The organism is Thermococcus atlanticus (genome assembly GCF_054657855.1).
This window is the reverse complement of the sequence record NZ_BAAHXX010000001.1, coordinates 1,978,002-2,001,324: the sequence shown is the minus strand read 5'-3', so window position 1 is coordinate 2,001,324 and position 23,323 is coordinate 1,978,002. Positions and strand designations below refer to the sequence as shown.

The 23,323-nt window shown below is 50.2% G+C and carries 28 protein-coding genes, 4 tRNA genes, 1 rRNA gene and 1 pseudogene; 10 read left to right on the top strand and 24 right to left on the bottom strand.

What is annotated here, in order from left to right; translation table 11 throughout:
- The first annotated feature begins 53 nt into the window (after positions 1-53).
- Positions 54-248 (top strand): hypothetical protein, encoded by a 195-nt coding sequence (locus ACYQ27_RS10845; RefSeq protein ID WP_460041625.1) that lies wholly within the window; start codon positions 54-56, stop codon positions 246-248.
- A gap of 435 nt (positions 249-683) precedes the next feature.
- Here ACYQ27_RS10845 and ACYQ27_RS10840 read toward each other — a convergent pair.
- Positions 684-761, bottom strand: a tRNA-Val gene (locus tag ACYQ27_RS10840).
- A gap of 482 nt (positions 762-1,243) precedes the next feature.
- Here ACYQ27_RS10840 and ACYQ27_RS10835 point away from each other — a divergent pair.
- The 4 genes and pseudogenes from ACYQ27_RS10835 to ACYQ27_RS10820 all read left to right on the top strand — a co-directional run.
- Positions 1,244-2,146 (top strand): annotated as a pseudogene (locus tag ACYQ27_RS10835) (radical SAM protein); the annotation flags it as partial.
- Between the two features lie 240 nt (positions 2,147-2,386).
- On the top strand, positions 2,387-3,034 hold the full coding sequence (locus ACYQ27_RS10830) for a hypothetical protein (RefSeq protein WP_456394510.1): 648 nt from the start codon (positions 2,387-2,389) through the stop codon (positions 3,032-3,034).
- Positions 3,035-3,045: 11 nt separating this feature from the next.
- Positions 3,046-3,948, top strand: a complete 903-nt coding sequence (locus ACYQ27_RS10825; RefSeq protein ID WP_460041624.1) for an MBL fold metallo-hydrolase — start codon at positions 3,046-3,048, stop codon at positions 3,946-3,948.
- A 48-nt stretch (positions 3,949-3,996) separates the two neighbouring features.
- Positions 3,997-4,869, top strand: coding sequence for a 7-cyano-7-deazaguanine synthase (locus tag ACYQ27_RS10820; RefSeq protein WP_460041623.1), 873 nt, complete (start codon positions 3,997-3,999; stop codon positions 4,867-4,869).
- Here the strand turns inward: ACYQ27_RS10820 and ACYQ27_RS10815 are convergent.
- From ACYQ27_RS10815 to rrf, 19 genes are all read right to left on the bottom strand, one after another.
- Entirely contained in the window at positions 4,778-6,031 is a 1,254-nt protein-coding gene (locus ACYQ27_RS10815; RefSeq protein WP_460041622.1) for an alanyl-tRNA editing protein, read from the bottom strand. The two genes, ACYQ27_RS10820 and ACYQ27_RS10815, sit on opposite strands and share 92 nt — an antisense overlap.
- Before the next feature lie 81 nt (positions 6,032-6,112).
- Positions 6,113-6,268 carry a 30S ribosomal protein S27ae gene (locus ACYQ27_RS10810; protein WP_456394508.1) on the bottom strand — a complete coding sequence of 52 codons (156 nt, stop codon included), beginning with the start codon at positions 6,266-6,268 and terminating at the stop codon, positions 6,113-6,115.
- Positions 6,268-6,564, bottom strand: coding sequence for a 30S ribosomal protein S24e (locus ACYQ27_RS10805; RefSeq protein WP_460041621.1), 297 nt, complete (start codon positions 6,562-6,564; stop codon positions 6,268-6,270). The genes ACYQ27_RS10810 and ACYQ27_RS10805 overlap by 1 nt, the downstream gene beginning before the upstream one ends.
- Positions 6,554-7,093 carry a GTP-dependent dephospho-CoA kinase gene (locus tag ACYQ27_RS10800; protein ID WP_456394498.1) on the bottom strand — a complete coding sequence of 180 codons (540 nt, stop codon included), beginning with the start codon at positions 7,091-7,093 and terminating at the stop codon, positions 6,554-6,556. Before ACYQ27_RS10800 ends, ACYQ27_RS10805 begins: the two co-directional genes overlap by 11 nt.
- 3 nt (positions 7,094-7,096) lie before the next feature.
- Complete coding sequence (gene spt4, locus ACYQ27_RS10795) at positions 7,097-7,282, bottom strand: transcription elongation factor subunit Spt4 (RefSeq protein WP_456454198.1); 186 nt, start codon at positions 7,280-7,282, stop codon at positions 7,097-7,099.
- On the bottom strand, positions 7,279-7,845 hold the full coding sequence (locus ACYQ27_RS10790; protein WP_456394494.1) for a DNA-directed RNA polymerase: 567 nt from the start codon (positions 7,843-7,845) through the stop codon (positions 7,279-7,281). Before ACYQ27_RS10790 ends, spt4 begins: the two co-directional genes overlap by 4 nt.
- A 31-nt stretch (positions 7,846-7,876) precedes the next feature.
- Positions 7,877-8,413 carry an inorganic diphosphatase gene (locus ACYQ27_RS10785; protein ID WP_456394492.1) on the bottom strand — a complete coding sequence of 179 codons (537 nt, stop codon included), beginning with the start codon at positions 8,411-8,413 and terminating at the stop codon, positions 7,877-7,879.
- Positions 8,414-8,626: 213 nt separating this feature from the next.
- Positions 8,627-9,667: a DUF5305 family protein gene (locus ACYQ27_RS10780; protein WP_460041620.1), complete on the bottom strand. Its 1,041-nt coding sequence runs from the start codon at positions 9,665-9,667 to the stop codon at positions 8,627-8,629.
- On the bottom strand, positions 9,664-11,037 hold the full coding sequence (locus ACYQ27_RS10775) for a COG1470 family protein (protein ID WP_456452199.1): 1,374 nt from the start codon (positions 11,035-11,037) through the stop codon (positions 9,664-9,666). Before ACYQ27_RS10775 ends, ACYQ27_RS10780 begins: the two co-directional genes overlap by 4 nt.
- Complete coding sequence (locus ACYQ27_RS10770; protein ID WP_460041619.1) at positions 11,034-12,098, bottom strand: signal peptidase I; 1,065 nt, start codon at positions 12,096-12,098, stop codon at positions 11,034-11,036. Before ACYQ27_RS10770 ends, ACYQ27_RS10775 begins: the two co-directional genes overlap by 4 nt.
- Positions 12,095-12,616 carry a DUF1102 domain-containing protein gene (locus ACYQ27_RS10765; protein WP_456452203.1) on the bottom strand — a complete coding sequence of 174 codons (522 nt, stop codon included), beginning with the start codon at positions 12,614-12,616 and terminating at the stop codon, positions 12,095-12,097. The genes ACYQ27_RS10770 and ACYQ27_RS10765 overlap by 4 nt, the downstream gene beginning before the upstream one ends.
- 71 nt (positions 12,617-12,687) lie before the next feature.
- Positions 12,688-13,218, bottom strand: coding sequence for a DUF1102 domain-containing protein (locus tag ACYQ27_RS10760; protein ID WP_456452205.1), 531 nt, complete (start codon positions 13,216-13,218; stop codon positions 12,688-12,690).
- Position 13,219: 1 nt separating this feature from the next.
- Positions 13,220-13,825, bottom strand: a complete 606-nt coding sequence (locus ACYQ27_RS10755; RefSeq protein ID WP_456394482.1) for a DUF1102 domain-containing protein — start codon at positions 13,823-13,825, stop codon at positions 13,220-13,222.
- Between the two features lie 142 nt (positions 13,826-13,967).
- The gene (locus ACYQ27_RS10750) at positions 13,968-14,402 is read right to left on the bottom strand and encodes a DUF7344 domain-containing protein (RefSeq protein WP_456394481.1); all 435 of its coding nucleotides are present in this window, start codon (positions 14,400-14,402) and stop codon (positions 13,968-13,970) included.
- 5 nt (positions 14,403-14,407) lie between these two features.
- On the bottom strand, positions 14,408-14,620 hold the full coding sequence (locus tag ACYQ27_RS10745; RefSeq protein ID WP_456394480.1) for a hypothetical protein: 213 nt from the start codon (positions 14,618-14,620) through the stop codon (positions 14,408-14,410).
- Between the two features lie 440 nt (positions 14,621-15,060).
- A tRNA-Gln gene (locus ACYQ27_RS10740) sits at positions 15,061-15,136 on the bottom strand.
- A gap of 534 nt (positions 15,137-15,670) precedes the next feature.
- Positions 15,671-15,748, bottom strand: a tRNA-Lys gene (locus tag ACYQ27_RS10735).
- Positions 15,749-16,009: 261 nt separating this feature from the next.
- Positions 16,010-16,087: transfer RNA gene (locus tag ACYQ27_RS10730), tRNA-Asp, on the bottom strand.
- Between the two features lie 8 nt (positions 16,088-16,095).
- Positions 16,096-16,217: ribosomal RNA gene (gene rrf, locus ACYQ27_RS10725) — 5S ribosomal RNA — on the bottom strand.
- Positions 16,218-16,516: 299 nt separating this feature from the next.
- Here rrf and scpB point away from each other — a divergent pair.
- The 4 genes from scpB (at position 16,517) to ACYQ27_RS10705 (ending at position 19,448) form a co-directional block, all read left to right on the top strand.
- Positions 16,517-17,092 (top strand): SMC-Scp complex subunit ScpB, encoded by a 576-nt coding sequence (gene scpB, locus ACYQ27_RS10720; RefSeq protein ID WP_456394404.1) that lies wholly within the window; start codon positions 16,517-16,519, stop codon positions 17,090-17,092.
- A gap of 115 nt (positions 17,093-17,207) precedes the next feature.
- A complete protein-coding gene (locus tag ACYQ27_RS10715; protein ID WP_460041618.1) occupies positions 17,208-18,275 on the top strand; it encodes an OB-fold nucleic acid binding domain-containing protein in 1,068 nt (355 codons plus the stop codon).
- 1 nt (position 18,276) lies between these two features.
- Positions 18,277-18,642, top strand: a complete 366-nt coding sequence (locus tag ACYQ27_RS10710; protein WP_456394402.1) for a replication protein RepA — start codon at positions 18,277-18,279, stop codon at positions 18,640-18,642.
- Positions 18,639-19,448, top strand: coding sequence for an OB-fold nucleic acid binding domain-containing protein (locus ACYQ27_RS10705; protein WP_456452209.1), 810 nt, complete (start codon positions 18,639-18,641; stop codon positions 19,446-19,448). Before ACYQ27_RS10710 ends, ACYQ27_RS10705 begins: the two co-directional genes overlap by 4 nt.
- 84 nt (positions 19,449-19,532) lie before the next feature.
- On the opposite strand, the gene ACYQ27_RS10700 is transcribed toward ACYQ27_RS10705, so the two are convergent.
- The 3 genes from ACYQ27_RS10700 to ACYQ27_RS10690 all read right to left on the bottom strand — a co-directional run bounded on the left by ACYQ27_RS10700 (position 19,533) and on the right by ACYQ27_RS10690 (position 22,031).
- Positions 19,533-19,913, bottom strand: a complete 381-nt coding sequence (locus tag ACYQ27_RS10700; protein ID WP_456452211.1) for a ribonucleoside-triphosphate reductase — start codon at positions 19,911-19,913, stop codon at positions 19,533-19,535.
- A gap of 4 nt (positions 19,914-19,917) precedes the next feature.
- Positions 19,918-20,751, bottom strand: a complete 834-nt coding sequence (locus tag ACYQ27_RS10695) for a geranylgeranylglycerol-phosphate geranylgeranyltransferase (RefSeq protein WP_456452226.1) — start codon at positions 20,749-20,751, stop codon at positions 19,918-19,920.
- A gap of 218 nt (positions 20,752-20,969) precedes the next feature.
- Complete coding sequence (locus ACYQ27_RS10690; RefSeq protein WP_460041617.1) at positions 20,970-22,031, bottom strand: Clp1/GlmU family protein; 1,062 nt, start codon at positions 22,029-22,031, stop codon at positions 20,970-20,972.
- A gap of 161 nt (positions 22,032-22,192) precedes the next feature.
- Here ACYQ27_RS10690 and ACYQ27_RS10685 point away from each other — a divergent pair, with 161 nt between their 5' ends.
- Complete coding sequence (locus ACYQ27_RS10685; protein WP_456394398.1) at positions 22,193-22,657, top strand: Lrp/AsnC family transcriptional regulator; 465 nt, start codon at positions 22,193-22,195, stop codon at positions 22,655-22,657.
- On the opposite strand, the gene engB is transcribed toward ACYQ27_RS10685, so the two are convergent.
- Positions 22,629-23,201 (bottom strand): GTP-binding protein EngB, encoded by a 573-nt coding sequence (gene engB / locus ACYQ27_RS10680; RefSeq protein ID WP_456394411.1) that lies wholly within the window; start codon positions 23,199-23,201, stop codon positions 22,629-22,631. The two genes, ACYQ27_RS10685 and engB, sit on opposite strands and share 29 nt — an antisense overlap.
- Between the last annotated feature and the right edge of the window lie 122 nt (positions 23,202-23,323).

Genomic DNA, 23,323 nt, shown 5'->3' with positions numbered 1-23,323 from the left:
TTTTAAGTTAAACCCACACTCAAAGAGCAACTTGAAAAGTTCTCACAATTAAAATGGCTGTCTATAAGAAAATCCCCAGAGTTTCAGCCTTTGAAAAGGAGCTACCAACTTTGATGGAACTTTGTGCTCAGCCTTTAGGAAAGGCTGGCGAAAGGATTGCCCTTCTCATCGAACTGGCAGAAAAATCAGTCGTGCACTACTCAAGTGCAACTTTGGCTGGGGGTTTAACACTAAATGAAGCCTTCTAAGTAGTTTCAACCTTATTATTGGCGTCCAAAGGACGCCGTTTGTAGAGTGAAACACTCACAGAGGGGCACATGGAAGAGAAACCAACCTGCAAAATGAACACTTAAGAATTAGCACAATATTTTCCGCCAGCGCTGAAGCTTTTGGAAAAAGCTTCACCAAAAGCACGTAGCTCTTCGTGAAATGCCCAGATGAAGGGATTTCTACCACCAAGTGTTCATTCTTCAGCGAGAACATGTTGAGGATAAACCTCAGAAGGAGTTACTCTCTTCTTGACGCCCAAAGGGCGTCGATTTAAAGTTAAACCCTCACCAGAGGAGCAACTTGAAAAGTTCTCACACTTAAAACGGCCATTCTATAAGAAAATCCCCAGAATTTTTGGCCTCTGAAAAGGAGCTACGAACTTTGATGAAACTTTGCGAAGGCAAAGTTTCTTGTGGTGGGCCCGCGGGGATTCGAACCCCGGACCTTCGCCGTGTGAGGGCGACGTCATAACCAGTCTAGACCACGGGCCCGTTCCCGCCAATAATGAGAGGGACTGGAAATATAAAGCTTTCGCTAAACTTGAGCGTGTCTAAAAGTTGGGATTGTTTTGTCCTCTGACCTCCTCCCCTTTGCGGGGGAGATTTGCGGGTTCATAACCTACTCCCGTCGCCGGTTTCAGCTCAGCCCGCAGGCCCGGTCTAAGGCCAATTACCCCTACGCGGGGTTATGATTCAAAGGCCACCCTTAGAGTTTTGACCGCCCAACGGCGATTTTTGAAAGGACGCCTAACGGCGTCAACCCTCTAAGGGCAGAGGGTAACGTGAAACCCCTCATCTAATCGGGTCGTCTTACGGTGGCCTCTTCGAGGTTTTATTACGCTGGTAAAAACTTAAAAGGGTTTCGGCTATTTAAGGCCCGTTGGGCAGTTCATTGCATCCCCACCCCGAGGCTTTCAAAAGGTAACCTGCCGTTAATCCTTAACCCTTAAAAAGCTCCATGCATATGCATCAGCATGCGGTACACATGGGAAGAATTCGCAAGGAAAATGGGCATCGAGGTCGGGAGGCTCGAAAACAGGGAAGCTAAAGAGCTGAAGAAATTCGTTGATGAACTCACAGCCCCAACCCACTGTCGTTTCTGTCAGGGGCTTGATCTGAGCATTGAAAATCCCGTCCATCACCCGAGCTATGAGCTAACCCCCGCATGCAACCACGACTGCATATTCTGCTACTCAAACGTGGCGGTGAAGCTCGGGAAAGCTCCAAAGCCCGGCTACTACGGCTGGGAGAACCCGAAGGCCATAACTGTTTCGCAGTATGGAGAACCTTTGATTTCCCCCAGAATAGTCGAGGTCAATAAAATGCTGCGCGAGAGGTTTCCGGAGGCGAGGCTTGACCTCCAGACGAACGGCTCCCTCCTCACGGAGGAGCTCTGGGAGAAGCTTGACTTTGACCTCGTAATGATAAGCCTCGACGCATCAACGAGGGAAGGGCATTTTAAAATAACGGGCAGGGACACGTTTGAAAACGTGGTGAATGCCCTCCGCATAGTGGGCCAGGACAAGAGGGTTCGCTCAATCGTAAGGACAATCTTCATGCCCGGAATAAACGACGATGACATCCCGAAAATAGCCGAGCTTGCGGCATCGCTCGGCATCGATGAGATGATGCTCCAGCCGCTCACAATCCACAGGCTCAATGAGGAAAGGCTCAGGAAAGCCGGTCTGGACTTTGACAGGGCTGAAAGCGTGAGGGAGCTGCTAAAGGCTGCAATGGAAGCGAAAAAATACATTGATGTCAGGATAAGGGGCTGTCTTCTCGTTCAGCTCAAGAAAATGGATGCCCTGACTCTCTACAATGTTTATAAGGTCTCAAGGGACGTTGCGCCCCTCGTTAAGAGGCGGAAGCTGGACATTGAGGAAACCTGCGATGGCGGTTTCAGGAGTTTTCTTGAAGATGTGCCGCTCGACAGGCTTGAGTCCTCCCTGAAAAGGAGGGGGATTGCGTATGTTAGAACTGAGGCCTTTATCCGGTTTAGCAGAGGCGGCGTTGAGATAACCGTATTCAAAAACGGAAAGGTCCTGATAAAGGGCGTCTCCGGCAGAAAAGAAGCTGAGGAGATTCTCGGGGAAATAACGGGCTAACCGGTGGTGAAGATGAATCCGGCGGTGATTCTCGCCTATATCCTCCTGATTCCCTTCGTCCTGATAAGCCTGACGGTTTCGATGGCAAGGATCCTTTTTTCCGCAACAGGGAAGGTTATGGCAAGGATTCTCAGGGCCAAGCTTCCCGGGGATGAGAGAAAGCGTTACAGGTTTCTGTTCACCGCGGTGTGGGTGGCGGTGGGGATATATGCCGTGAAGCAGCTTGAAAATACGAATCCCCTCGTGCTTTTTATGACGTTTTTGACCTTCAGAAACGGTGCGGGCATTGTGATGAAGTTCATCTACGGGGTGCATGATGCCGCCATAATAGGGGAGCACACGAAGGACAGCCGGGTTCTGTCGCTGGCGGGCAGGGCTGTCCGGCTGGCCCTCCTGACGGAGGTTCTGTTCCTCCTTGCATGGGCAGTGTCCTACAGGACGATAACCGCGGGTATAAGGGTTCTCTCGGGGCTCGGCTTCAGCAGCTTTCTGCTGTACCTCTGGATTGCTGGGATGCTCTTCGGGGCGGCCTTCGGGATTTTCATCGCCCGCGGCAACAGGGGAATTCTCCTGCAGGATGAGCTTTCAATTGTGCTCCTGTTCACCGGGAAAAAGGGGCTTGAGGCTTCGATTGGTAGATTGAAATCTTTCCCTAAGTAGCGGGTGGTGGGATGATGCTCAGATTTGGAGATAACCTCTATCTGCTCGACCTTCCCCAGAATGTGGAGGGCTTCAGGCGCTTCATAGGCTCGTGGGTGCTGAAAGAGGATGATAGTGCTTTGCTGGTTGATGTGGGGCCGGCAAATACCATCCGCCTCTTGGAGAGGGGCCTCAGGGAGCTCGGCATAAACAGGGTTGAATATGTCCTCCTCACCCACATACACCTCGACCATGCGGGGGGAATAGGACATCTGATTGAGCTGCATCCGGAGGCGAAGGTTGTTGTCCATGAGAGGGGAGCCGGCCATCTGATAAATCCCGCGAGGCTGTGGGCTGCGAGCAGGAAGGTTCTCGGGGAACTTGCACTCATTTATGGCGAGATTAAGCCTGTTCCGCCGGGGAGCATTTACAGCGGAAAAATTGAATTCGGCGGCCTTGATGTGGAAATCCTGCCCACTCCGGGACATGCACCTCACCACCAGAGCTATGTTATCGGTGATTATCTCTTCACGGGGGACTCGGCCGGGGTGTTTATCGGGGGAGAAAAGCCCTATTTGAGACCTTCAACACCGCCGAAGTTCGTAAAGGAGCTTTATGTGGATTCCCTTGAGAAAATGCTCCGGCCTGGCAGGAAAAGGGTGTGCTTCGCCCATTTCGGCATGCATGATAACAGCCAGGAAATAACCAGAAAACACAGGAATCAGATTGAGCTCTGGGTTGAGGTTATGAGGGATGCCATGCAAACCGCAGGGAGCATGGAGGAGGCGGTTGAGGCTGCATGGAGAGAGCTTCTGGAGGTTGATGAGTTGCTCTCGGGGTATTACTCTCTGGAGAGGGGTGTGCAGGAGAGGGAAAGGAGGGGTGCGAGGACTTCTCTGATCGGGATATACCGCTACCTCCGGGGTGTGTCCTGAGATAATCACCACAGGAAGCCTTTTAAGGTGCCTTTCCTTTTTTCAACCATGCTAACGTGCTCCCTCTGCATCCACAATGAAAAAACGGCAAAAATTGACATCATAGACGGAAAGCCCCTGTGCAGGGAGTGTCAGGTCTACTTAAGGCACAGGCCGGACAGGGAGAGGATAAGGGCCGAGCTTGATGACCTGATGAAAAAAGTTAAGGCCGGGAGAGCTGTTGTGGCGTTCTCCGGAGGTAAGGACAGCACGGTTGCCCTTTACTTAGCTGTGGAAAGGTATCACCTCGATGTTGAGGCCGTGATGGTCGACCACGGCTTCATGGCCCGGGAAGCTATTGAAAATGCCCGGAGGATAGCGGAGCATCTCGGCGTTCCCTTCAGGATTCTCCGCCACGATTACTCAGATATTTTCAGAAAAGCCCTCCTTGAGGGTCGCTCGCCGTGCAGGTCATGTTCTAGGAGAACCATGGAGAAGCTCCGCAAATATGCCCTTAAAAACGGCTACAGCTACATCATAACCGGCCACGAGCTGCCCTTTGGCCACCATCCCTACCGCCTGATGTCCGGCGGTGTCCTTCAGATAAGGCTTCTGAGCCTGATGAGCGAGGAGGAGCGGTTTGAAATTCTGAAAAATCTTCCCTTTGAATTCCCGTCACTGGCGGGATACACGACCAACTGCCTCATCCTCGGCCCGGCCCTTGAGAGATACTGGGAGAAGCATGGCTTCAGCTTCGAACACAGGAGGATAGCCGCTCTTGTAAGGTACGGGCTGGTGGACAGGGGAAAGGCTCTGGAAGAGGTTAAAAAGCCGGAGGTTCCGGAGGATGTTAGGAAGAAGGTTTATGAGCGGCTTGGGATTTTTGTGAATCCTTCAGCTTCCTCAGGGCAATCTCAAGCACCCTCCCGGGCTCAGCTTTAAACCCACCTCCCCGGGCAAGAACCTCGCTTCCCCCTCCGCCACCTCCGGTTTCTTTGAGAACCTCCCTCAGAAGGACGTTCATTGAAATACCTTTCACATCACGGTTCCTCGCAAAAATCACGTAGTTTCTGCCGGCGATCAGGGCCACAGTACCGGGATTTTTATCCACAAGATACACCGCAAAAGCCTGAGCATCCTTCATTCCGGTGCTCTCAACGGTGCTGACGACTCTAACCCCGCCGAGCTCTTCAGCTCTGCTCAGAAGGGCCTCGGCCTTCCACCTCCACAGCCCCCTTCTCAGCTCCACCTTCTCCTTCTCCAGTTTTTCGAGCTCCCCTTTGAGCTCCCTGATTCTCTCGGCGAGAGGGCGGTTTTTGTTCGGCATTTCATCCAGGCTCCTCCAGTAATCCTGCAGGAGGGTGTCGAGATACTCCAGAGCTCTGCCGCCGCATGCGAACTCTATGCGCCATATATTCCGGGTTTTTCTGTAGAACCTGAGAACCTTGATCAGGCTAACCTCCTTTGTGCTCCTGACATGGGTTCCGCCGCATGCTATGATGTCAACGCCGGGAATGGAAACAATCCGTATGGGGGGCTTGACCTTCTCCGGCAGGGACTTTCTGAGGGAACCCATGAGCTCCACAGGCAGCTCCTCATAGGTTTCAATCAGAACAGGCAGGTCGCTGGACACGATTCTGTTGGCTTCAAGTTCGGCCCTCAGGATGTGCTCCCACGTTAGCTCCCCATCAAAATCAATCTCAATCTTGCTGTAATCCTCAAAAATCTGAAAGCCGGTGGTGCTGCTGCCGTAGAGGTCTTTGAGGACCGCTGAAAGAATGTGCTGACCCGTATGCTGCTTCATGTTCTCATATCTCCATTCCCAGTCAATCCTGAGCTTAACCTTCTCGCCAATAGCCGGCGTTCGTCCCTCCAGCCTTCCCTCGTGCCATATTTCATCTTTCCCTGAGACACGGGTGACCTCAATCTTGAAGCCCTCCCCCTCAATCAGGCCCCTATCGGAGGGCTGGCCTCCTCCCTCGGGGTAAAAAACTGTTCTGTCAAGGAGGAGCCTTATTTCTCCGCCTTCCTTTAGCTTTACGTCCCTGATTACAGCCGATGCCTCCCTCAGATATGCATCATCATAGAACAGTTTCACCGTCATGCTCTCACCGGGGAGAACTCGGGGCGAGGAAATAAAAGGTTTGTCTATGTACTGATGGCAAATGGAGAAACGGAAGGAGAATCATCTCCTCTTCCACTCGGTGTAGCCGCACCTGCCGCAGCTCCAGCGGTCCTTGTGGTTTGCCATGAAAACTCCGGGCCCGCACCTCGGGCAGTACCTGTTCTTCCTGCTTATCTTTCCGCCCTTAACCTCATAGAGCTTCCACTTCTGCCCCATCATTCTCCCTCCTTCTGAATGATTCCGTCCCTTATGAGAACGTACTCCGGCTCGATGTAGAGGAGCTTCTCCCTGCTCTCATAGGCCTTTGCATAGCCCTTTGAAATGTAGCTTCCGAAGTATGAGCGGATGTACTGGACAACGGTGGTTTCCGGGTCGAGATCAAGCATGGCAACGAGCTTGCCCTTGACGTCCTTCCTCGATGGGGTTGCTTCCCCTTCATGGATTATGTCGAAGTATATCTCCTTCCTCCCGAGGAGCTTGTTCTCCTTAATCTCGGTAACCTTAATCTCCATCGTAAATCACCTCCATTTTTCCAAGTATCTTCGCGCATCTGAGCTTACATTGAGGTGTAACCTTTATAAGCACTACCCCCTCATTCGGCTGGCCGTAGAGCACCAGACTCCCTGCGGGGGCGTAAAGCACGGCCGGTATGGCCGCCAGATCCTCCTCACCATAGACCTTGATATATACATTGCGCCCTCTCCGGGCGGTCTCAAATGCCTTCCTGATTGCATTTAATAAAGCTTTCGTCACAGTGCCGGGGGGATTGTTGACAGTCATTATCACGGCATCGGCCTCTATCTCCGGGTTGTACTCCTCCCTCTTGGTCTTGTGGTCGTAGATTGCTATACTCGGCTTGAGACCGAGCTTTAAAACGTTTTCCGTGACGACATCGCCAACTGTGATTAAATAGGGTGCTTTTTTCATTTTTTCAAGAGAAGCGATGTATGGTTTCGGGAGCTCCCCTTTAATCAGCTCTCCCAGGGGTTTTTTCAGCTCATCCCTTAGAGAGGGTGGAAGTTCAAAATGGAAATTCCTCATAGCTCATCTGACCCTGATTGCATACTTTCCGGGAACCTTGACGCCGAGCTTCTGGGCTATCCTTGAGTTCTCCGGGTCCGTTATGATGACGAGGTCGAACCACTCATCGCTTAAGTCCCTGCTCCCGCAGACGGGACATTTATCCTCGGTGGTGATGTAGTGGCAGTGCCTGCAGGCTCTCTCCTTCATGCCCCTTCACCCTTCTCCCTGCGCTTTTCTTTTTCGATCCAATCGGGCTTGCCAAGCCCCGGCTGTCTCATCGTGAGGCCTATCTTGTTCTCCCTGATAATCCTGCTCTTCACGCTTATGGCTATTATCCTTGCCCTGACCTCATCACCGAGCTTTAGTATGCGGTGCTTCTCCTTTCCGAGAAACTGTTTGTTTTTCTCGTCAAAGACAACGTAATCATCCATGAGCTGTGAGATATGAACGAGGCCGTCCATCGGGCCTATTCTGATGAAAGCACCGTAGGGGGCGACGTCGACAACCTCTCCCTCAACAACCTCATGCATCTCGGGCTTCCAGACGAGCACATCGAAAACCGCCTCATGATACGTGGCCCCGTCCCCCGGGACGATGACACCATCGGTTATCTCTCTAACGTTGAGAACAGCGAGGATAACTCCCTCATCCCTGTCATAAACTCCCTCATATGTCTCCCGCAGAATAATCTTTGCGGCCTCTTCAGGATTCATCTGGAACATCTTCGGCGGAATTCTCACAACATCCTTGACCGTCAGCAGCTTGTACATCCCGCTACCTCCTAAAATAAATTGAAGGAGATCACTCCTTCTTTCCGAATTTTTCTTTGTAGAGCTCGATAGCCCTCAGAATCTCCTTCTTGGCCACTTCAGCGTTTTCCCATCCTTCGACTGTAACCTTTTTGCCCTGGAGATCCTTATAGTGCTCGAAGAAGTGGGCTATCTCGTTGAGGAATGCCTCGGGGACGTCGCTTATGTCCTTCCAGCCCTCGAAGTAGGGATCCTCAACGGGGACTGCGAGAACCTTGTAATCCCTGTCTCCGCTGTCAATCATCTTGAAGAGACCTATCGGTCTGGCCTCAATGATGACTCCCGGGTAAACCGGCTCCCTCATGATGACCATGATGTCGAAGGGATCGCCATCGTCATACCATGTCCTGGGGATTATTCCATAATCCACGGGATAGAAGAACGGGCTGTATAGCACTCTATCGAGCTTGATCAGGCCGCTCTTTTTATCGAGCTCATATTTGTTTCTGCTTCCCTTTGGTATCTCTATCAGGGCGTAAACAACCTCGGGAACCTCTGGTCCTGGCTCCAGATCGTGGAACGGATTCATTTCTACCACCTCTTTAATTTTCGAAAAGATTACTACATTCAGCTTTTAAGGTTAGCTTTTAAAGTTTTGGTCTGATCCGGGGTGCCTGAGATTGTTGATGTTTACATTGTCGGGCTGCACTCACCACCCCACGTTTGGCAACTGTGCAGGCCAGTGCATTGTTAAATTCAACAGTCTTGGGACAAGCAAAAACAAAAATAAAAAAGAAGGGGGTCAGGAGTTTTCTTCAGGCTTCGATCCTGAGGGCTCCCTGTACTCATAGGCCACGCTGCCGTCTATTATCGCATAGACCTCATCCTCACCATCCGTGTAGTGAAGTATGGGCTTATCGATAAGCTCAAAGGTCTTTTCAAGATCCGCCCTCGATGATATGACAATCCTCCGGTCAGCCTTACGGGGCACGCCTTCAACTATATACGGTCTTATCCTCCTGAAGTCGTCGTGGGGCATTGTGCTCTTAAGCGTGTATGCTCCTCCCACGAGAGGTATCAGGAATATCAGGGCGAGCAGGGGCACTACAGTTCTTGCTGTTTCCACGTCGGCCTGAATTCCGAGCATTTTAACGCTGTTTTTCCGGGTAGAGGTCGTTGTAACGGTTTTCTTTGCTATCTTCTCGGGGCTGTCAAAGTAATACAGACCCGCACTTGAGTCCTTCATCAGGGAAATTGTGTGTCTGAATGTTTCAGAGACCGGCTTTCCGTATGCGTTTCCCACTGTCTTCACATTTACTGTTATGGTTACGCTCCTCTTGAGCCGTTTAATTCCGAGCTGGTCCGAAATCTGCTTGTCTAGGTTGCTTAGGGTGCTCATGTTCATCCTGTATTCCACCGTGAACTTTCCATCCTTGAGCTTTCCCTTCTCCTTAAACAGCGTTTCCTTCCAGAGAACGACCTCTTTATCTCCCCTATTTACAGCATAGGTCACAATCCCCGTAATGTCATAGGTTCCTTCCACCGATGTCATTGGAGCAAAGCGGTATGCGTAGGTCAGGATGAACCCTTCCACAAGCGGGGCGGGGTAATAGCTGCTCCGCATTGTTTTTCCGTAAAGGGCATTCTCCCTCAAAATGGCGCTGTGAAACAGCTTTCCTTCCTGTGTGTATGTTCCCACGGTTTCTCTGTTCATGCTGTATGAACGTGCATTCATGAGCTTTACAGAGTAAAATCCGAAAATGAGGAAGAGCACCAGAAATCCCGCCAGCACCTCTTTCCTCTTCAGATATCCTTTAATTTTTTCTTTTTTAATCCTCATCATTCATAATCTCCCATTCCTTCTTTGAGGTTCAGATCCTCTATGTTTATGTCCCCCAGGCTTCCTCCATGGCAGCTGCAGTGCTTTTTAACAAGAACACGTGTGATAGAACCTTTTTTGCCGCAGCCTTCAATCCATGCTCTCCCGGCCACCATGACAAGCTTGTGGTGGCGGTGGCCAATCGAAATGCCGTCCGTGTGGAGCCCCAGCTTCAGTGTCCTGGATTCTCCATGTGCCATGTGAAGCTGCCATGTTACCTCTGTCCTGCCTCCCGGAAGGGGTGTTAGCGTAACGTTGCCTGTGGGTGCTGTATAGTTCATGACGGTAAATCTGCCCGTGATGTTCTGATGTAGTGTTACATCCTTCCCGGCCCCCATGTTGATGACTGTTATTGTTTTTGTGAGATTTGCAGGTTTCTGAGCTTTGATGTGGCCGGGGCTTATTCCGTTGACCACTTTGATGCAGCAGTCATGGGGCTGGCACGTGGCTTCAACTTCGAGGGAGTTGCTCTTTATTCCGAGCTCCTCTATCTCAGCACCGTCATTCAGGGAGTAATTCCCGCATGATGTGAACTCCTGCTTCCCGGCGGGGTTCTCCTTCGTATATACCAGCATGTCGAGGTAGGCGCTCTCTCCGGCTTCGAGACTCACGTTCCACGTTAGCTTTGTTGCTCCATTACTGTTCCCGATTTCCACGAATTCATAGCTCCCTGTGCTTGCACCAGTCCTGTTCAGGTCCACATCAAACTCATTGGGTATGGTGTCCCTTACAGTCAGGTTTCTCGCAATGCCTCCGTTTGTGACCAGAATCCGTATCTTCCACTCCTCATACGTATGGGTGGGCACTGTCGTGTTGCCTTCGAGCAGTATTTTTTCTATGATGGGGCTCTCAACGACGATGAGCCTGAGGGGGCATGTGCTCACCGATGCGTCCCCGCTCGCCCAGTATGCAAACATCTGAATGGGGATTACATACTCCCCCACAGGCACATCGCCAACGCTCACGCTTCCGCTGAAGGTGTAGCTGCTCCCGGGGTTTATTGCTATCTGTGAACCGTTTTCTGTTTCTATCCACATTGTGACTTCACCGGGCAGGTCGGAGTAGTCCGGGGAAAGCGTAACCCATGCCGTCTGAAGCTCGTTCAGGTAGTTGAACACGGTGAGGGCGTTGAATGTGGTGGTGCTGTTCCTCTCAAGCATCACGGTATTGGAGTAATTTCCTATGCAGCTGAATGCCATGTATTCGTTATCATGAGAGGTCACGTTCATCCTGAGCCCCCTCTCCGCAGTGAACTGAACAAACGTCCCGCTTGATCCGATGACCATAACTGACGCCAGCAGGAAGATAATTATCACTGAGAAAATCTCCTTCATATCCTAAACACCTCCTGTTTGATCTGTCTTAGTCTCTTTGTTCTTATTTTTATTATATCCTCATTCCCGATCCCCGAAACCCTGTAGAGCACCCCCAAAAACAGGGATATCTCCATCAGTATTGCGAGCACGGGCATTATGGGATTTATTCTGTGGAGGTATGTCGTGGTTGACCTCGGGAGCAGCGGCAGGTACGAGTTCACGGTCACCTTTGTGGAGTAGACCGAGGTTTCCTCCGGACTTTTTATCGTCACAAGAACGGTTTTCTCCCCGCTGCCCGGGAGCTGGAAGCTGTCCTCAGATAGCTCCGTAACGGGTCTGGGTGCGGACACATAGTAGAACATCGGATAGAAGTTCAGGTTTTTAACAGTTATCTCCTGGGTGAAAACCTCTCCCGGGAGATACCACCCCTCCCTCGTCCCCCCTGCGGATGTAACGGCGTATTCAACCGGAAAAACCTGCCATGATACGAACATTGAGGTGGCGACCATGACCAGCAGGAGAACCGAGGCCAGTATGTAAAGTGTTTTGAACTTTATGACCACGGCCCTGCTCCTTTTCTTTTTCCTGATCCCCTTCTTGCCCTCTCCCGTGAATGCCAGTGTTCCGAGGATTATAAGGAGGCCCGCAACGAGCATCTTGGTTCTGCCCGAGAGGTTGTTCTGGAGATAGTTCCCGGCACCCCTCAGCACCAGGGGTTTTCCGTTGAAGGTTATGACCCTGCCCCCTATCTGCGACCTCGATACAGGTGCGATTTTTTTGCTCTGCTGATCAGTCGCTACGTTGTTGTCTCCCTTCGTTATGTATCCGTCCTCAACAATCCCCACAACTCTGTGAACCGTCCAGGTTCCCCCGGCATTGAAAACGATTATATCGCCCACTGAGGGGTTTCTTGAAAGAGGATTGATGAAAAACACATCCCCCTTGCTTATTGTCGGGGTCATGCTTCCGGAATAGGCATAGGACATGAAAACAGGCCTGTCGAGCAGAGCTCCCGCTAATGAACCAATAATCACAACCGAGACCGCTGTAAGGAGCAGGTACTCTACGGCCCTGTTCATTCACAACTTCCTCCAACAGCCTGTATTGTTATGGCGCTGCTGTAGTCCCCAAGGGTCAGGTTGTGGGTGTCAATGCGCATACCTATATATGCGGTCTCATTGGCGAGCAGGCTAATGCTGATGCTCTGGCTCCATGAACCCTCAAAGTTTCCCTCAAAAACACCTATCTTGGTGGAGTCTGATGTAACAGTCACACAAATCTCCGATTCACCGGTTTCGCTTTCATTGTTCTCAATGGTGAATACATTCTCAAAGACATATACGGTGTCCTTACCGAGGCCATTTCCAAAACCTGGGTACATCGGGCTTTCATTGCTTATCTCCACCTTCAAGAAGCCGTCCTGGAGATATGAGTAGGGGGGTACGGGGCTTTCAATAGAAGGAGTCTCGTTGGCGGCCGTGGCCTCAGAGATTGCGTAAACCACAGGAATAGAATCTTCAGAATTTAAGTTAACGAAGAATAGCCCTGACATTATGATGGTAAACAATCCTATGCCGGCAAGAAGTTTTACTGTCATTTGTGTTCCTCCATGATGATAATAAATTGAAATGTGTTAAAGGGAGCAAATGCTCCAAGATGGAAATTCAATCAATCACACTCGCCGGCTTCAGCATAGAACTGAGCCTGGCCGTTAATCTCGTCTCCGGCGCTGTAGTTGAATCCGTTAAGTATCATACCGATCTTAACGACTTCTCCCGGCATAACCGTGAAGTAGAGACTTGTGCTGCCGACTGTGGTGTTCGTGTAGTCGCCGACAAAGAAGAGCACTCCCTCGTTACCTGAGTAGGTCAGGTGCATACAGATCGGGGTCTGCTCCCACAGGTCGTTGCTCACGCCAAACACTTCTTCGAACACGTATGTGCTGTCCGGGCTTATGCCCTCTCCAAAGCCCTCCTGCCAGTTGGGGTTGTTGTGGCTCAGGTCAATTACCAGCATACCGTTGTCGTTTATGTATGCATAGGGCTGCAGGGGTCTCAGGTCAATGAGCTCCGTGTCATCCGGAACTACCGCGATATGCACATCCCTGTCCGCTTCAAAGTATGCGAAGTTTGCGCTGCTGGCCGCTACTGCTACCAGAAGTCCTGCCATCAGAACGAATAAGCCTATTATTTTTCTCATTTCAGATCCCTCCTCCGCATACGAATGGTGCATCGTCAGCTGGCCATGCCATTACGGTTATTGTCAGGTCGTAGTCTCCGAGTGTGTTCGGTGCTGCAAGCTCCATACCAACACCCAGCTCCTCACCTGGTGCCAAGTAGAAACATACGTCTCCAGCTGCTGTGTCCGAGTTGTACGGGGTTCCATTTCCACCGGTTACGCGCATGTTCTCGCCTGGGTCGTAGAATGAGACTTTTCCGGCATCCGATGAGATAACCTCAACGAGAATAGTCTTGTTCTCCCATAGATCGTTGCTCACTTTAAATACGTGATCAAAGTTGTATCTTGACTGCGGGCTTAGACCCAGTCCCCTGTTTGTCCAGTTTGCATCTTCATGCCCTGGCCAGTTCGGGTTGTCACTTGAGAAATCAATGACTAATTTTCCCCTCTCATTAATGTATGCATAGGGCTGGGCTGGTGTCAAATCAATGAGCTCTGAGTCGTCAGCGACTATTGCAATATGGGTGCTTCTCTGCACTCTGTAGTCCCTGAACGTTGCACTGGTGCCTAATGCAAAGGCCATTGCAACCAAAAGCCCGAGCATACCAAGGGCCAAAATTTTCTTCATGGTCTTTTCCTCCAAACTTTTTCAATTCAGGTGCCCCATATAGAGACACTTAATGAGAAGTTGGAGGTTGTTGTATATAGTAAATGCCGGGTTACTTCACTCTGACCCGGTGGTAATGAGAGGTTACCGGCGTGAATGTCCTTTAAAATACCCTTCTGACCTTCTGGTGATGTATCAGGGCTATGAGGGCATATATCATGGCCGCAATCATGAGGGGAGGGTCGTTGAGAAAGATTCCTGTGGCTATGAAGATGAGGGATGTGCCTATGTAGAAGGTGCTCCAGCTGATGTCATTCTTGCTCACGACCTCCATGTACAGGTTGACATCCAGCGGCACCTTAATCAGCTTGATCATGCCATGTTCGTATGAAATTACCCCCTCACGCTCCATCTTTGGTATGTGTGTTTGCATCAGGCTCACGTAGATGCTCTTCCTGTGCTTCCTCTCGGTGTTGCCCTCTTTTTCTGCTATATACTCGACCACATCCCGCAGATCAGCCTTCCCCTCGCGTTTCTGGAGATATTCGATTACCAGGATCCTTCTGTCATTGCCGAGGATCATGGCTGACGTTCCCATGTTATTCACCTCAGGCGATAATGTCGCCGGTGGTTGTTGTTTGTGTAGAAGAACTCCACAATATTCCTCTCCACCAGCCGTCTGAGGGTTCTCTCGGCCTTCTGTCTCGTGCAGTGAATGCCCCTCTCATTTAGAAATCGTGTTATAAATGACAGCGGCAGCGCTCCATGTTTTTCCAGCAGCTTTATAATCTCGCCTTCAATGGTGCCATTATCCATAAATTATCGCCTCCAAAGTTTCACTATGCCTTAATTGATGAGAAGTAGATTATAGTTACCTTACTTCGTATCATAATTATCTGTCCTTTATCTTATTTAAACCTTCCTATACGGTTTGGATTTCGATAATAGAGCAAATATTGACGTTGAACTGGTTAAAGGAGCTGTTTTCTCTTTTTATCTCCTGCTGGTTCCCTATAATAAAAATGGAGGATGCTGAAATCTCGTCAATAAATTGTATAAATTCCAATACATGAACTGAAAATAATGTGAGCGGGGGCCGAGGGAAGGCGGATGCACAAATTACATTTTATATTGTAAAGTGACCGGGGGATAATCTCCCGGATTGAGCCCAGTCAAAGCAAAAAAAGCCAACCGAAAACTTGCAAAATATCAAGGCAAATGAAATAAAGGGGTTCGAAGTCTGGAGCCCATGTTGATGGTAGCCCCGCGGGGATTCGAACCCCGGTCGCGGGATCCAGAGTCCCGCATGCTTGGCCGCTACACCACGGGGCTGTCCCGTTGATAGGTTAAGGCGTTGATTTATAAATTTTGCCCCTCCCCTTGGGGGAATAGCAGCTTGTCCGGTCTGCCATCCTTCTGGTTCATTATCCATTCTAATCAGCCCAAAGAGGTTTTTAAAGAAATTCTCCACGCTAACCGCCCCAATAATAAGAAACCCATGGAAACAGCATTTCAGGAGGGAGCTACTAATTTTTGCCTGGCAAACTTTGGGGGTTTGAGGGTACAGGACAAGCTTTAGGAAAGCTTGACTAGGGCCCTGTAGCTCCGCAGTAGAGGCGTCATTACAGCATGTTTTTCTGAATTAACCTCTTCCTTTTTGAGCGGGAACAAGTTGGGAGGAGTCCTTTGAGGATTATTTTTTCTCTGACGCCCGAAGGGCGTCTCTTTGAACTAAACCCCCCTAAAAAAGCCCCTGAAAGAGTTCCCAATTCAAGCCACAGTCTCAGGAAGAAAACAACTCAAAAACTCCTTAATAGAAAAGAGCTACAAACTTTGATCAAACTTTTGCTTGGCAAAAGTTTGTAATGGCGGGCCGGACGGGATTCGAACCCGCGACCACCGGGTTAAAAGCCCGGTGCTCTAACCAGGCTGAGCTACCGGCCCTCGCTTATCCCTAAGCAGGGATGGTTTTATAAGCTTTGCCCTGAAGCTTTGCCTGCGCAAGGTTTCATCAAGGTTCGTGATTCTTCTCCTTAAAGTACAGTTGGGGAGAGTTTGCACTGCAGAACTGCCATTTTTTAGTAAGGAATTCACTCTGAAAAGTTCTCAAATTTAAAACAGCCAATTGATAAGAAATCACACAGAACTGAGCCATGAAAAGGAGCTGCTGACTTTGATGAAACTTTTGCTTGGCAAAAGTTTCTATGGCGCCCGGGTCGGGATTTGAACCCGAGTCGCGGGAGTGACAGTCCCGCATGATGGGCCTGGCTACACCACCCGGGCGTTTGAGCGGCCGGCGGCGTCCCCGGTTTCCCGCCCCCTCTCGGAGGGCAGTACACCCGGGATCGCTGGCGGGCTTAACTTCCGGGGTCGAAACGAGACCGGGTGTGACCCCGCCGCTATGACCGCCGTACCGCTATTGACCTATCGGGTTTAGTTTATAAAGATTGCGGTTCCCTATGCTGTGCCCGATGATACCTCCAAGGAACACATCACAGTCCGGCAGTATCAGGGCGAAGAACGGGTGTGTCTAAGATTGTGTAGGTTTGTACGGTGGAAGAGTAAAAGTCTTCGAAAGATGCACTCGGACGATGCAAACACTTCAGGCATGACGCCCACAGAACGAAACAACCCCAACTTTCAGACACACCCGCGAAGAACAAAAAGGTTATAGCTTTCCACATCCAATCCCCTGAATAAGAGGTGATAATCATGGGGTTAATTGAGGATAAGGCTCTGGTTGAGGCGGCTCTTTTTGTCTCGGGCAGGCCTTTAAGCGTTAAAGAGCTGTCAAGGGCGCTGGGGATAAAATCCCAGGATTATCTGGAGAAGCTGATAGAGCTTATAGCGGCCGAATATGCCGAACGAAAAAGTGCCATTGAGGTTGTCCGGGTTCTCGGCGATAAATACGTCATGCAGGTCAGACAGGAATATTCCCAGAGGGTTATACACCTGATGCCGCGGCCGGATTTAAGAACCGGCGAGCTCAAGACCCTTGCGCTGATTGCATACCTCCAGCCAATAGAGCAGAGCAAACTTGTGAAGCTCAGGGGGAGCCAGGCCTACGAGCACATACGGAAGCTCCTTGAGATGGGGCTTATCTACGCTGAGCCATACGAGCGCACGAAGCTCTTGGGAACTACCCCAAAATTTGCAGAGCTCTACGGATTCCCTGAGAATGACCCGCTCATAATAAAGGAGGCTTTCAAGAAGGTTGTTCATGCTGAATATGCAGACCTAATCGAAAAACTTGAGAAAGGCAGAACGCTCTCAGAAGCCGGGCAGTGAATTTTAATCTCCTTGTTTCCTGCGATAAAAGAAATTCCTTCCCATTCTCTTTAATCTCAGGTGTTAAAGAAAAGTTTAAAAACCTCTGAATAAATTACTATTTAGGTGAGTGTATATGGCCGTGCTTACTAAGGAGAGGATAGTTGAAAGGATACGAAAGGAAACCGGCATGAGTGCAAAAGAAATTGAGGAGAGGATAAGGGAATTAAGTGTCAGACACGGGATTTCCGATCACGCTGCCGCTGCAATGCTTGCCGATGAGCTCGGAGTCGGTCTTGAGGAGGCCCCTTCGCTCATGCACATCTCTGATCTGGTTCCCGGGATGAGGGGAGTCAACATAGTCGGGAGGATTCTCCGTAAATATCCGTTGAGGGAGTACCAGAAAAAAGACGGGAGCAGGGGGCATGTGGCGAGCCTCCTCCTGTATGACAGCACTGGAAAGGCCAGAATAGTTCTCTGGGACGCTCAGGCGGCCAAATACTACGGCGAGCTTAAGGTGGGTGACGTCATCAAGGTTATAGATGCCTCGGTGAGGGAAGGCCGCACAGAGCTGCCGGAGCTTCACGTTAATTTCAGGAGCAGGATAATCGTTAATCCGGAGGATCCAAGGGTTGCGGAAATCCCCCCGATTGAGTCGGTGCGCACATACAATTATCAGAGGGTCAGGATAGCTGATCTCATTGGGGGAGAGCGTTTTGTGGAAATCAGGGGCACAATAGCAAAGCTGTACCGCGTTACAGTCTATGATGCCTGCCCCCAGTGCAGAAAGAGGGTTGATTATGATGCATCGACGGAATCGTGGATATGCGTGGAGCATGGAGCAGTTGAGCCTGTGAAGATTACCATTATGGATTTCGGAATAGATGACTCAACCGGCTACATAAGGGCAACCCTGTTCGGGGATGATGCGGCCGAGCTCCTCGGAAGAGACCCTGAGGAAATCTCCGAAAAGCTGAAGGAGCTTGTGGAGGAGGGGCTAACAATTAAGGAAGCCGGCAGGAAGCTTGCGGATGAGGAGTTCTATCCCCTCCTTGGCAGGGAAATCGTGGTCAGGGGAAACGTCGTTGACGATAAGTTCCTCGGCCTATTGCTCAAGGCGTCCTCATGGGACGAGGTTGATTACAGGCGGGAGCTTGCCAGAACAAGGAGGGAGCTTAATGCTGCTCTGAGGGAGGTGGAGTGAGATGGAGGAGATAAGGTTCAGACGCAGAAAGCCCGCTGTTGAGAGGAAGATTGGGGATATATCCGAAGACGACACGAGGGTGGCCCTCATAGGCAAGGTTGTCAAGGTTGATAAGCTCGATTATCTCTTCTGGCTCGACGATGGAACAGGGGTTGCCATAATAGAAAGTGAGGAAAATGTCCTTCCCGAGATTGGGCGCACTGTCAGGGTCGTCGGGAGGATAATCAGGAATGAGGAAATGCACATCTACGGGGAGGCCATTCAGGACTTCAGCGATGCTGATCTTGAAGCTCTGGAGGAAATTCAGGAGCTTGAAAGGAAGATTCTCCCGAAACTTGAAAATGCCCTTGTGTGGTGGTCAGAATGAAGAAGCGTCTGCCTGCTGCCCGTGTTTATCTCAAGGACATAATAGATGGTTATTACGTCAGGAGCGAGGGGGACTTTGAGCCAAACTACCTGATAACGAAGGATGCCCGCAAGGTTTACCGTGTCAAGGTTGTGGCCACAGTCGTCAGGGAGCCCGCGATAAGTGAGGATGAGACCTACGGTAAGTTTCAGATTGATGATGGCACGGGAACCATGTGGGTTCTCGGCTTCAGGGACGATACGAGGTTCGTGCGTCTCGTGAAGAAGGGAGATCTCGTTCAGATCATCGGAAAGGTTGCTGAATGGCGCGACGACAAGCAGATACTTGTTGAAGGCGTCACGAAGGTGCACCCTAATATGTGGATACTCCACCGTTTCGAGACGCTCAAGGAGAAAGTCGAGCATATAAAGAAGGCCAGAACAGCCTTTGAGATTTACGACACATATGGTATTACAGCCAAAGCAAAGGTCATCGCCAAGAACAGGGGAATCAGCGAGGACCTCCTCCAGACGATTGATGAGTTATACACCATAATGCTTGAGCAGAGGAGCCAGGAGTTCATCGAAGAGACTCCTGAGGAGGCATTAATCGAAGAGGAAAAGACGGTCTCCCCGGAGCTGGTGGAGGCCAAAAAGGCCGTTCTGGAGATATTAAAGGCAAAGGACAAGCCGATATCAAGGAAATTCATCGAGAGAAAGCTGAGGGACAGATTTGATCCTGATGTCATAGATGAGGCGATAAAGGACCTGCTGGCTGAAGGGGAAATCTACGAGCCGGAAATTGGCTTTTACCGGATTCTCGAATGATTTCAGGTCTTTTTGTTTTATTTCCCGGCGATAAATGTACAGTGCAGGGGAGCTGGGGTTTAAAATTAAAGCTGCATCAAAAGCTCAGTACTGCTCCCTCATGGTTCTTATCACCGGGTCGTATATCAGGGTTGACGTTATGCTGTCCACCATCTTGAAGAACTCCTCTCTGCCTTTTGCAAGGTCGAGGTTGTCTATTTTTATCAGCCGGCACTCCTTTCCCAGTATCCATTTGCCGAGGATTATCTTTTCCCTCCCGTCCTTTTCGGCATCCACCCTGACAAGCCCGTAGGGTATGTCAGCCGTCCACCAGTTGGCCTTGAAGGTTACCTTCCATCCCGCATCCTCGACAACCCTGACGAGGTTATCAAGGGTCTCACCGGGCCCGTGAGGCGTCTTAAACGTTATTACCGTCCAGAGCCCCTCCCTTTCAAGGTTCTCAAGGATATCCTTCTCAAAGTTCATATTTTCACCTCCAGATTGATGCTATCAGGAAAGTAAATACCGCAAGGAATATGGAAATTTTAAGCATTTTCTGCGTTTTACCTGCAGTTTCAGGTAGGGGATTTCTGATGATGAGGTATGCGGCCCAGAGAATCAGGCCATCGACGAACACCATGGGCGCATATCCTGCCCCTATGCCAGCCTTCACCGGCAGGAAGGAGGCAAGAACCGTGAGCACGGCAAAAAGAACTGCAAGATAGGCCGACCTTCTGATGCCCCAGACTATTGGGAGGGTTCTCGCCCCTTTCGCAGTGTCCCCCTCAAGGTCCTCAATATCCTTCATTATCTCCCTCGAAACATTCACGAGGAACGCACAGATCGCCAGATAGCCTGCGAGGCCGAGCTTGCCGACACCGGCAGCGCCGTAGAGGGGTGTTGCGCCCGTCAGCGCAGCGACGGTCAGGTTTCCAACAAAGGGCATCGGCTTGAGCTTCCACGCATAGAGGAGCATTGTTCCGTATGCAACCGCCGCAAGAATGAAGGCCCACATGTTTATCATGTATGAGAGGAGCAGACCAAGGATGAGGAGTGCAATGGCATAGCGGAAGGCGGTTTTTCTCTCCATTGCCCCCCGTGGAAGGGGTCTTTCAGGTCTGTTTATTTTATCTATTTCGTAGTCAAAATAATCATTCACCGTGTTTCCGCCGGCACATCCGAGGGTAACCACAAGGAATATCAGGAGCGCAGTTCTGAATTCAGGAATGCCTCCCAGAGCGACAACCGAGCCCAGCACACCCACTATTCCGGCTAAGATGCAGTTATGGGGTCTCGTTATCTCAATGAAGGCCTTCAGCTCCATTAGGGACACCTAACTCGATTAGGGTGAGGGCTTAAAAAACTTTCCTAAAGTGCGGGCGTTGTTTGAAGAAGGGTGCTCGGACAGGTGCAAAAGTTCGAAAATTCAAAAATCCAAAATCCAGAGATAGGGGCCTGGCTGAGCCGAAACTGGCGACAGGAGTAGGCTATGAACCCGCAAACCTCCCCACAAAAGGGGGCCAGTTTAAACCTTTAGAACACCTAAAGCGCATTCCTCCTTAAAAGTCCCAGCTCCTCCCCATCTTCTCTGACCCTTATTCTCCCGAATCTTATCTCCACGGCCTTTCCGAGCTCCTCCTGTCTTAGGGGGGTTAAAATCTCCGCTTTCTTCTCCCTGAAGTTTATGAGCTTTAGTATTCCGAGACCTATGCAGAGACCATCCTTATCTATGAAACCGACGAGCAGGTTGCTTAGATTCTCGATGTCTATGCAGTGGATGAGCCTTCTATCGACCCCCCTACAGCTATCCCCTGCCTTAACAACGGTATAGCCCCTGTTCCTCCATCCCGCAAAAATAAGCCATCCGTGGAGCTTTTCCAGAAGCTCCCTTTCTTCACCCTTTATCTCCTCCCCATGGAACATCCGGGTCCCGCTGAGAATGTATTCCGTCAGGTCAGCTGTATATTCCTGTGCGTTCTCGAAATAGCGCCTCCATTTTTCCTTCCGTATGTTCCTCCTTTCGCTCCTGCTGTGTTCAAGGGCTTTTTCGCTTACTTCAAGGAAAATCACCCTCGAAAATCTTTCAAGACTCCTCCCAAGTTCCTCCAGCTCATTCTCCTTTTGGAGGAGGACTGCCAGCTCCGGCCTCAAAAGTTCGGCTTTCAGCCTTTTCAGGTCTTCTCCCGCATTCTCCACATAGCCTGTGGTGTCGATTATTACGAAGTGCGCAAGCCTCTCACCGATTTCCGCAAGCCTCTTAACGCCCGCAATAACCTCGCCGAAATGTGCATCAGGTGTAATGCTGCCCACGAAGTAATGCTTTAATGCCCTGAGCTCGCTGGGGGATTCAAACGGAAGTTCCGCCAGGGCCAGGCTCACCGTTGCCGGGGGGAGGAGGCTCTTCTGCCCGACATCGCTGTCCACCAGTGCCACCCTGAAGCCCGTGGAAACCAGTCTGTTGGCTAAGAAAGTCACAAGCGTGGTTTTGCCGCTGTCGGTTCCCCCGATAACCATAATCTTCGCCGGCCTATCCAGCTGACCTATAATTTTGAGGAGCTCCCTTCTGTCCCCGGGCACGTCATCTGTGTATTTTGCCTTGTTCATCAAATTGCATTATCCCCAAGAAATTAAAAAATTAACTTGGGAAAGGTTTATAAAACTAAAAGAAATGCTACATTTTGGTGTCTCAATTTCCTTTAAAAAATTCAGAGTCTGTATTTAAATCTGTCAAACAATTTTTGATTAAAAGAGGAGGGGAGTGAAATATGAACGGAAGAACGTCACTCACAAACAGACAGATTGAACTCCTGAGAAAACTCTACAAGGAAGGAAAGACGATCGAGGTCCACACGGTGGAAAAGACCCAGGATGAGCTTGCTGAGGAACTCGGGATAACCAGACAGGCTTTGAGCAATCACCTTAAGGTTCTCAAGGAGTTTGGCTATATCAGAACCGGCAGGGGTTTCATTGACCTCACGGACAGGGCTCTTGAGCTTCTTGGGGAAAAGAAAGGCGATGTCTTTGTCTTTGTAAGGATTGAGCCCACAAAGAGAAAGCATGTTTATGAAGCAATCAAGAAGCTGAAAGTCAAAAGGGTTTATCGGGTTACCGGTGATATAGACCTCATAGTTGAGGCGGATAAGACGAGGCTCGATGAGATTCTTGAGGAGATAGCCTCTCTTGAGGGGGTCAGGGAAACAATCACCCATGTCGTTCTTGAGGTTCTCTGAGCCTCTCTTCTATAACCTTTTTGAGTTCATCTATATTCGTTCCAAACTTTGCGGAGATGGGTATGAACACCTCCCTGTAATCCGCCCATGTTCCATTCAGGCCGAACTTTTCTATCAGCCTGTTGATAGTGGCCCCGACATTTCTCATCTTGTCCAGCTTGTTGACTGCAACAATCGTAGGTATATCCAACTCGCGCAGGAACTGGAAGAACTCCACGTCGATGGGAATCTCGCCCCTCCTCTCCCATCTTTCTATTATCTCAAGAGCGCTCTTCCCGTCAATTACGAGGATTGCGAGCTCAATATCATCTGCGTTTTCCTCGATGAAGCGCACTGTCTCGGTCTTTATCTTTTCCTGCACCCTCTTTGGAAGCCCGCTCATAAATCCGAATCCCGGCATGTCGACTATTCTCCTGTTTCTCCAGATGACCTCCACGGGCTTTCTCGTAACCCCCGGTCTTTTCCCTCTCTTCACATCTTTACCCGTGAGCCTGTATATGAGCGTGCTCTTGCCAACGTTTGATCTTCCCACAAAGATTATCATTTTTCCTCCCAGAACTTCAGGAATTTCCACCTTTATAAGGTTTAAGAGGGTGCTGGCATCCAAGCGTTATACATCCATACAAACCAAAAAGACTTAAGTATCTGGATGGCTATTATTTTTGG

What these genes read in the sequence shown, in the direction of transcription:
- ACYQ27_RS10845 (WP_460041625.1), top strand. Translation starts at nt 54, where the DNA reads ATGGCTGTCTATAAGAAAATCCCCAGAGTTTCAGCCTTTGAAAAGGAG.
- ACYQ27_RS10830 (WP_456394510.1), top strand. Translation starts at nt 2,387, where the DNA reads ATGAATCCGGCGGTGATTCTCGCCTATATCCTCCTGATTCCCTTCGTC.
- ACYQ27_RS10825 (WP_460041624.1), top strand. Translation starts at nt 3,046, where the DNA reads ATGATGCTCAGATTTGGAGATAACCTCTATCTGCTCGACCTTCCCCAG.
- ACYQ27_RS10820 (WP_460041623.1), top strand. Translation starts at nt 3,997, where the DNA reads ATGCTAACGTGCTCCCTCTGCATCCACAATGAAAAAACGGCAAAAATT.
- ACYQ27_RS10815 (WP_460041622.1), bottom strand. Translation starts at nt 6,031, where the DNA reads ATGACGGTGAAACTGTTCTATGATGATGCATATCTGAGGGAGGCATCG.
- ACYQ27_RS10810 (WP_456394508.1), bottom strand. Translation starts at nt 6,268, where the DNA reads ATGGGGCAGAAGTGGAAGCTCTATGAGGTTAAGGGCGGAAAGATAAGC.
- ACYQ27_RS10805 (WP_460041621.1), bottom strand. Translation starts at nt 6,564, where the DNA reads ATGGAGATTAAGGTTACCGAGATTAAGGAGAACAAGCTCCTCGGGAGG.
- ACYQ27_RS10800 (WP_456394498.1), bottom strand. Translation starts at nt 7,093, where the DNA reads ATGAGGAATTTCCATTTTGAACTTCCACCCTCTCTAAGGGATGAGCTG.
- spt4 (WP_456454198.1), bottom strand. Translation starts at nt 7,282, where the DNA reads ATGAAGGAGAGAGCCTGCAGGCACTGCCACTACATCACCACCGAGGAT.
- ACYQ27_RS10790 (WP_456394494.1), bottom strand. Translation starts at nt 7,845, where the DNA reads ATGTACAAGCTGCTGACGGTCAAGGATGTTGTGAGAATTCCGCCGAAG.
- ACYQ27_RS10785 (WP_456394492.1), bottom strand. Translation starts at nt 8,413, where the DNA reads ATGAATCCGTTCCACGATCTGGAGCCAGGACCAGAGGTTCCCGAGGTT.
- ACYQ27_RS10780 (WP_460041620.1), bottom strand. Translation starts at nt 9,667, where the DNA reads ATGATGAGGATTAAAAAAGAAAAAATTAAAGGATATCTGAAGAGGAAA.
- ACYQ27_RS10775 (WP_456452199.1), bottom strand. Translation starts at nt 11,037, where the DNA reads ATGAAGGAGATTTTCTCAGTGATAATTATCTTCCTGCTGGCGTCAGTT.
- ACYQ27_RS10770 (WP_460041619.1), bottom strand. Translation starts at nt 12,098, where the DNA reads ATGAACAGGGCCGTAGAGTACCTGCTCCTTACAGCGGTCTCGGTTGTG.
- ACYQ27_RS10765 (WP_456452203.1), bottom strand. Translation starts at nt 12,616, where the DNA reads ATGACAGTAAAACTTCTTGCCGGCATAGGATTGTTTACCATCATAATG.
- ACYQ27_RS10760 (WP_456452205.1), bottom strand. Translation starts at nt 13,218, where the DNA reads ATGAGAAAAATAATAGGCTTATTCGTTCTGATGGCAGGACTTCTGGTA.
- ACYQ27_RS10755 (WP_456394482.1), bottom strand. Translation starts at nt 13,825, where the DNA reads ATGAAGAAAATTTTGGCCCTTGGTATGCTCGGGCTTTTGGTTGCAATG.
- ACYQ27_RS10750 (WP_456394481.1), bottom strand. Translation starts at nt 14,402, where the DNA reads ATGGGAACGTCAGCCATGATCCTCGGCAATGACAGAAGGATCCTGGTA.
- ACYQ27_RS10745 (WP_456394480.1), bottom strand. Translation starts at nt 14,620, where the DNA reads ATGGATAATGGCACCATTGAAGGCGAGATTATAAAGCTGCTGGAAAAA.
- scpB (WP_456394404.1), top strand. Translation starts at nt 16,517, where the DNA reads ATGGGGTTAATTGAGGATAAGGCTCTGGTTGAGGCGGCTCTTTTTGTC.
- ACYQ27_RS10715 (WP_460041618.1), top strand. Translation starts at nt 17,208, where the DNA reads ATGGCCGTGCTTACTAAGGAGAGGATAGTTGAAAGGATACGAAAGGAA.
- ACYQ27_RS10710 (WP_456394402.1), top strand. Translation starts at nt 18,277, where the DNA reads ATGGAGGAGATAAGGTTCAGACGCAGAAAGCCCGCTGTTGAGAGGAAG.
- ACYQ27_RS10705 (WP_456452209.1), top strand. Translation starts at nt 18,639, where the DNA reads ATGAAGAAGCGTCTGCCTGCTGCCCGTGTTTATCTCAAGGACATAATA.
- ACYQ27_RS10700 (WP_456452211.1), bottom strand. Translation starts at nt 19,913, where the DNA reads ATGAACTTTGAGAAGGATATCCTTGAGAACCTTGAAAGGGAGGGGCTC.
- ACYQ27_RS10695 (WP_456452226.1), bottom strand. Translation starts at nt 20,751, where the DNA reads ATGGAGCTGAAGGCCTTCATTGAGATAACGAGACCCCATAACTGCATC.
- ACYQ27_RS10690 (WP_460041617.1), bottom strand. Translation starts at nt 22,031, where the DNA reads ATGAACAAGGCAAAATACACAGATGACGTGCCCGGGGACAGAAGGGAG.
- ACYQ27_RS10685 (WP_456394398.1), top strand. Translation starts at nt 22,193, where the DNA reads ATGAACGGAAGAACGTCACTCACAAACAGACAGATTGAACTCCTGAGA.
- engB (WP_456394411.1), bottom strand. Translation starts at nt 23,201, where the DNA reads ATGATAATCTTTGTGGGAAGATCAAACGTTGGCAAGAGCACGCTCATA.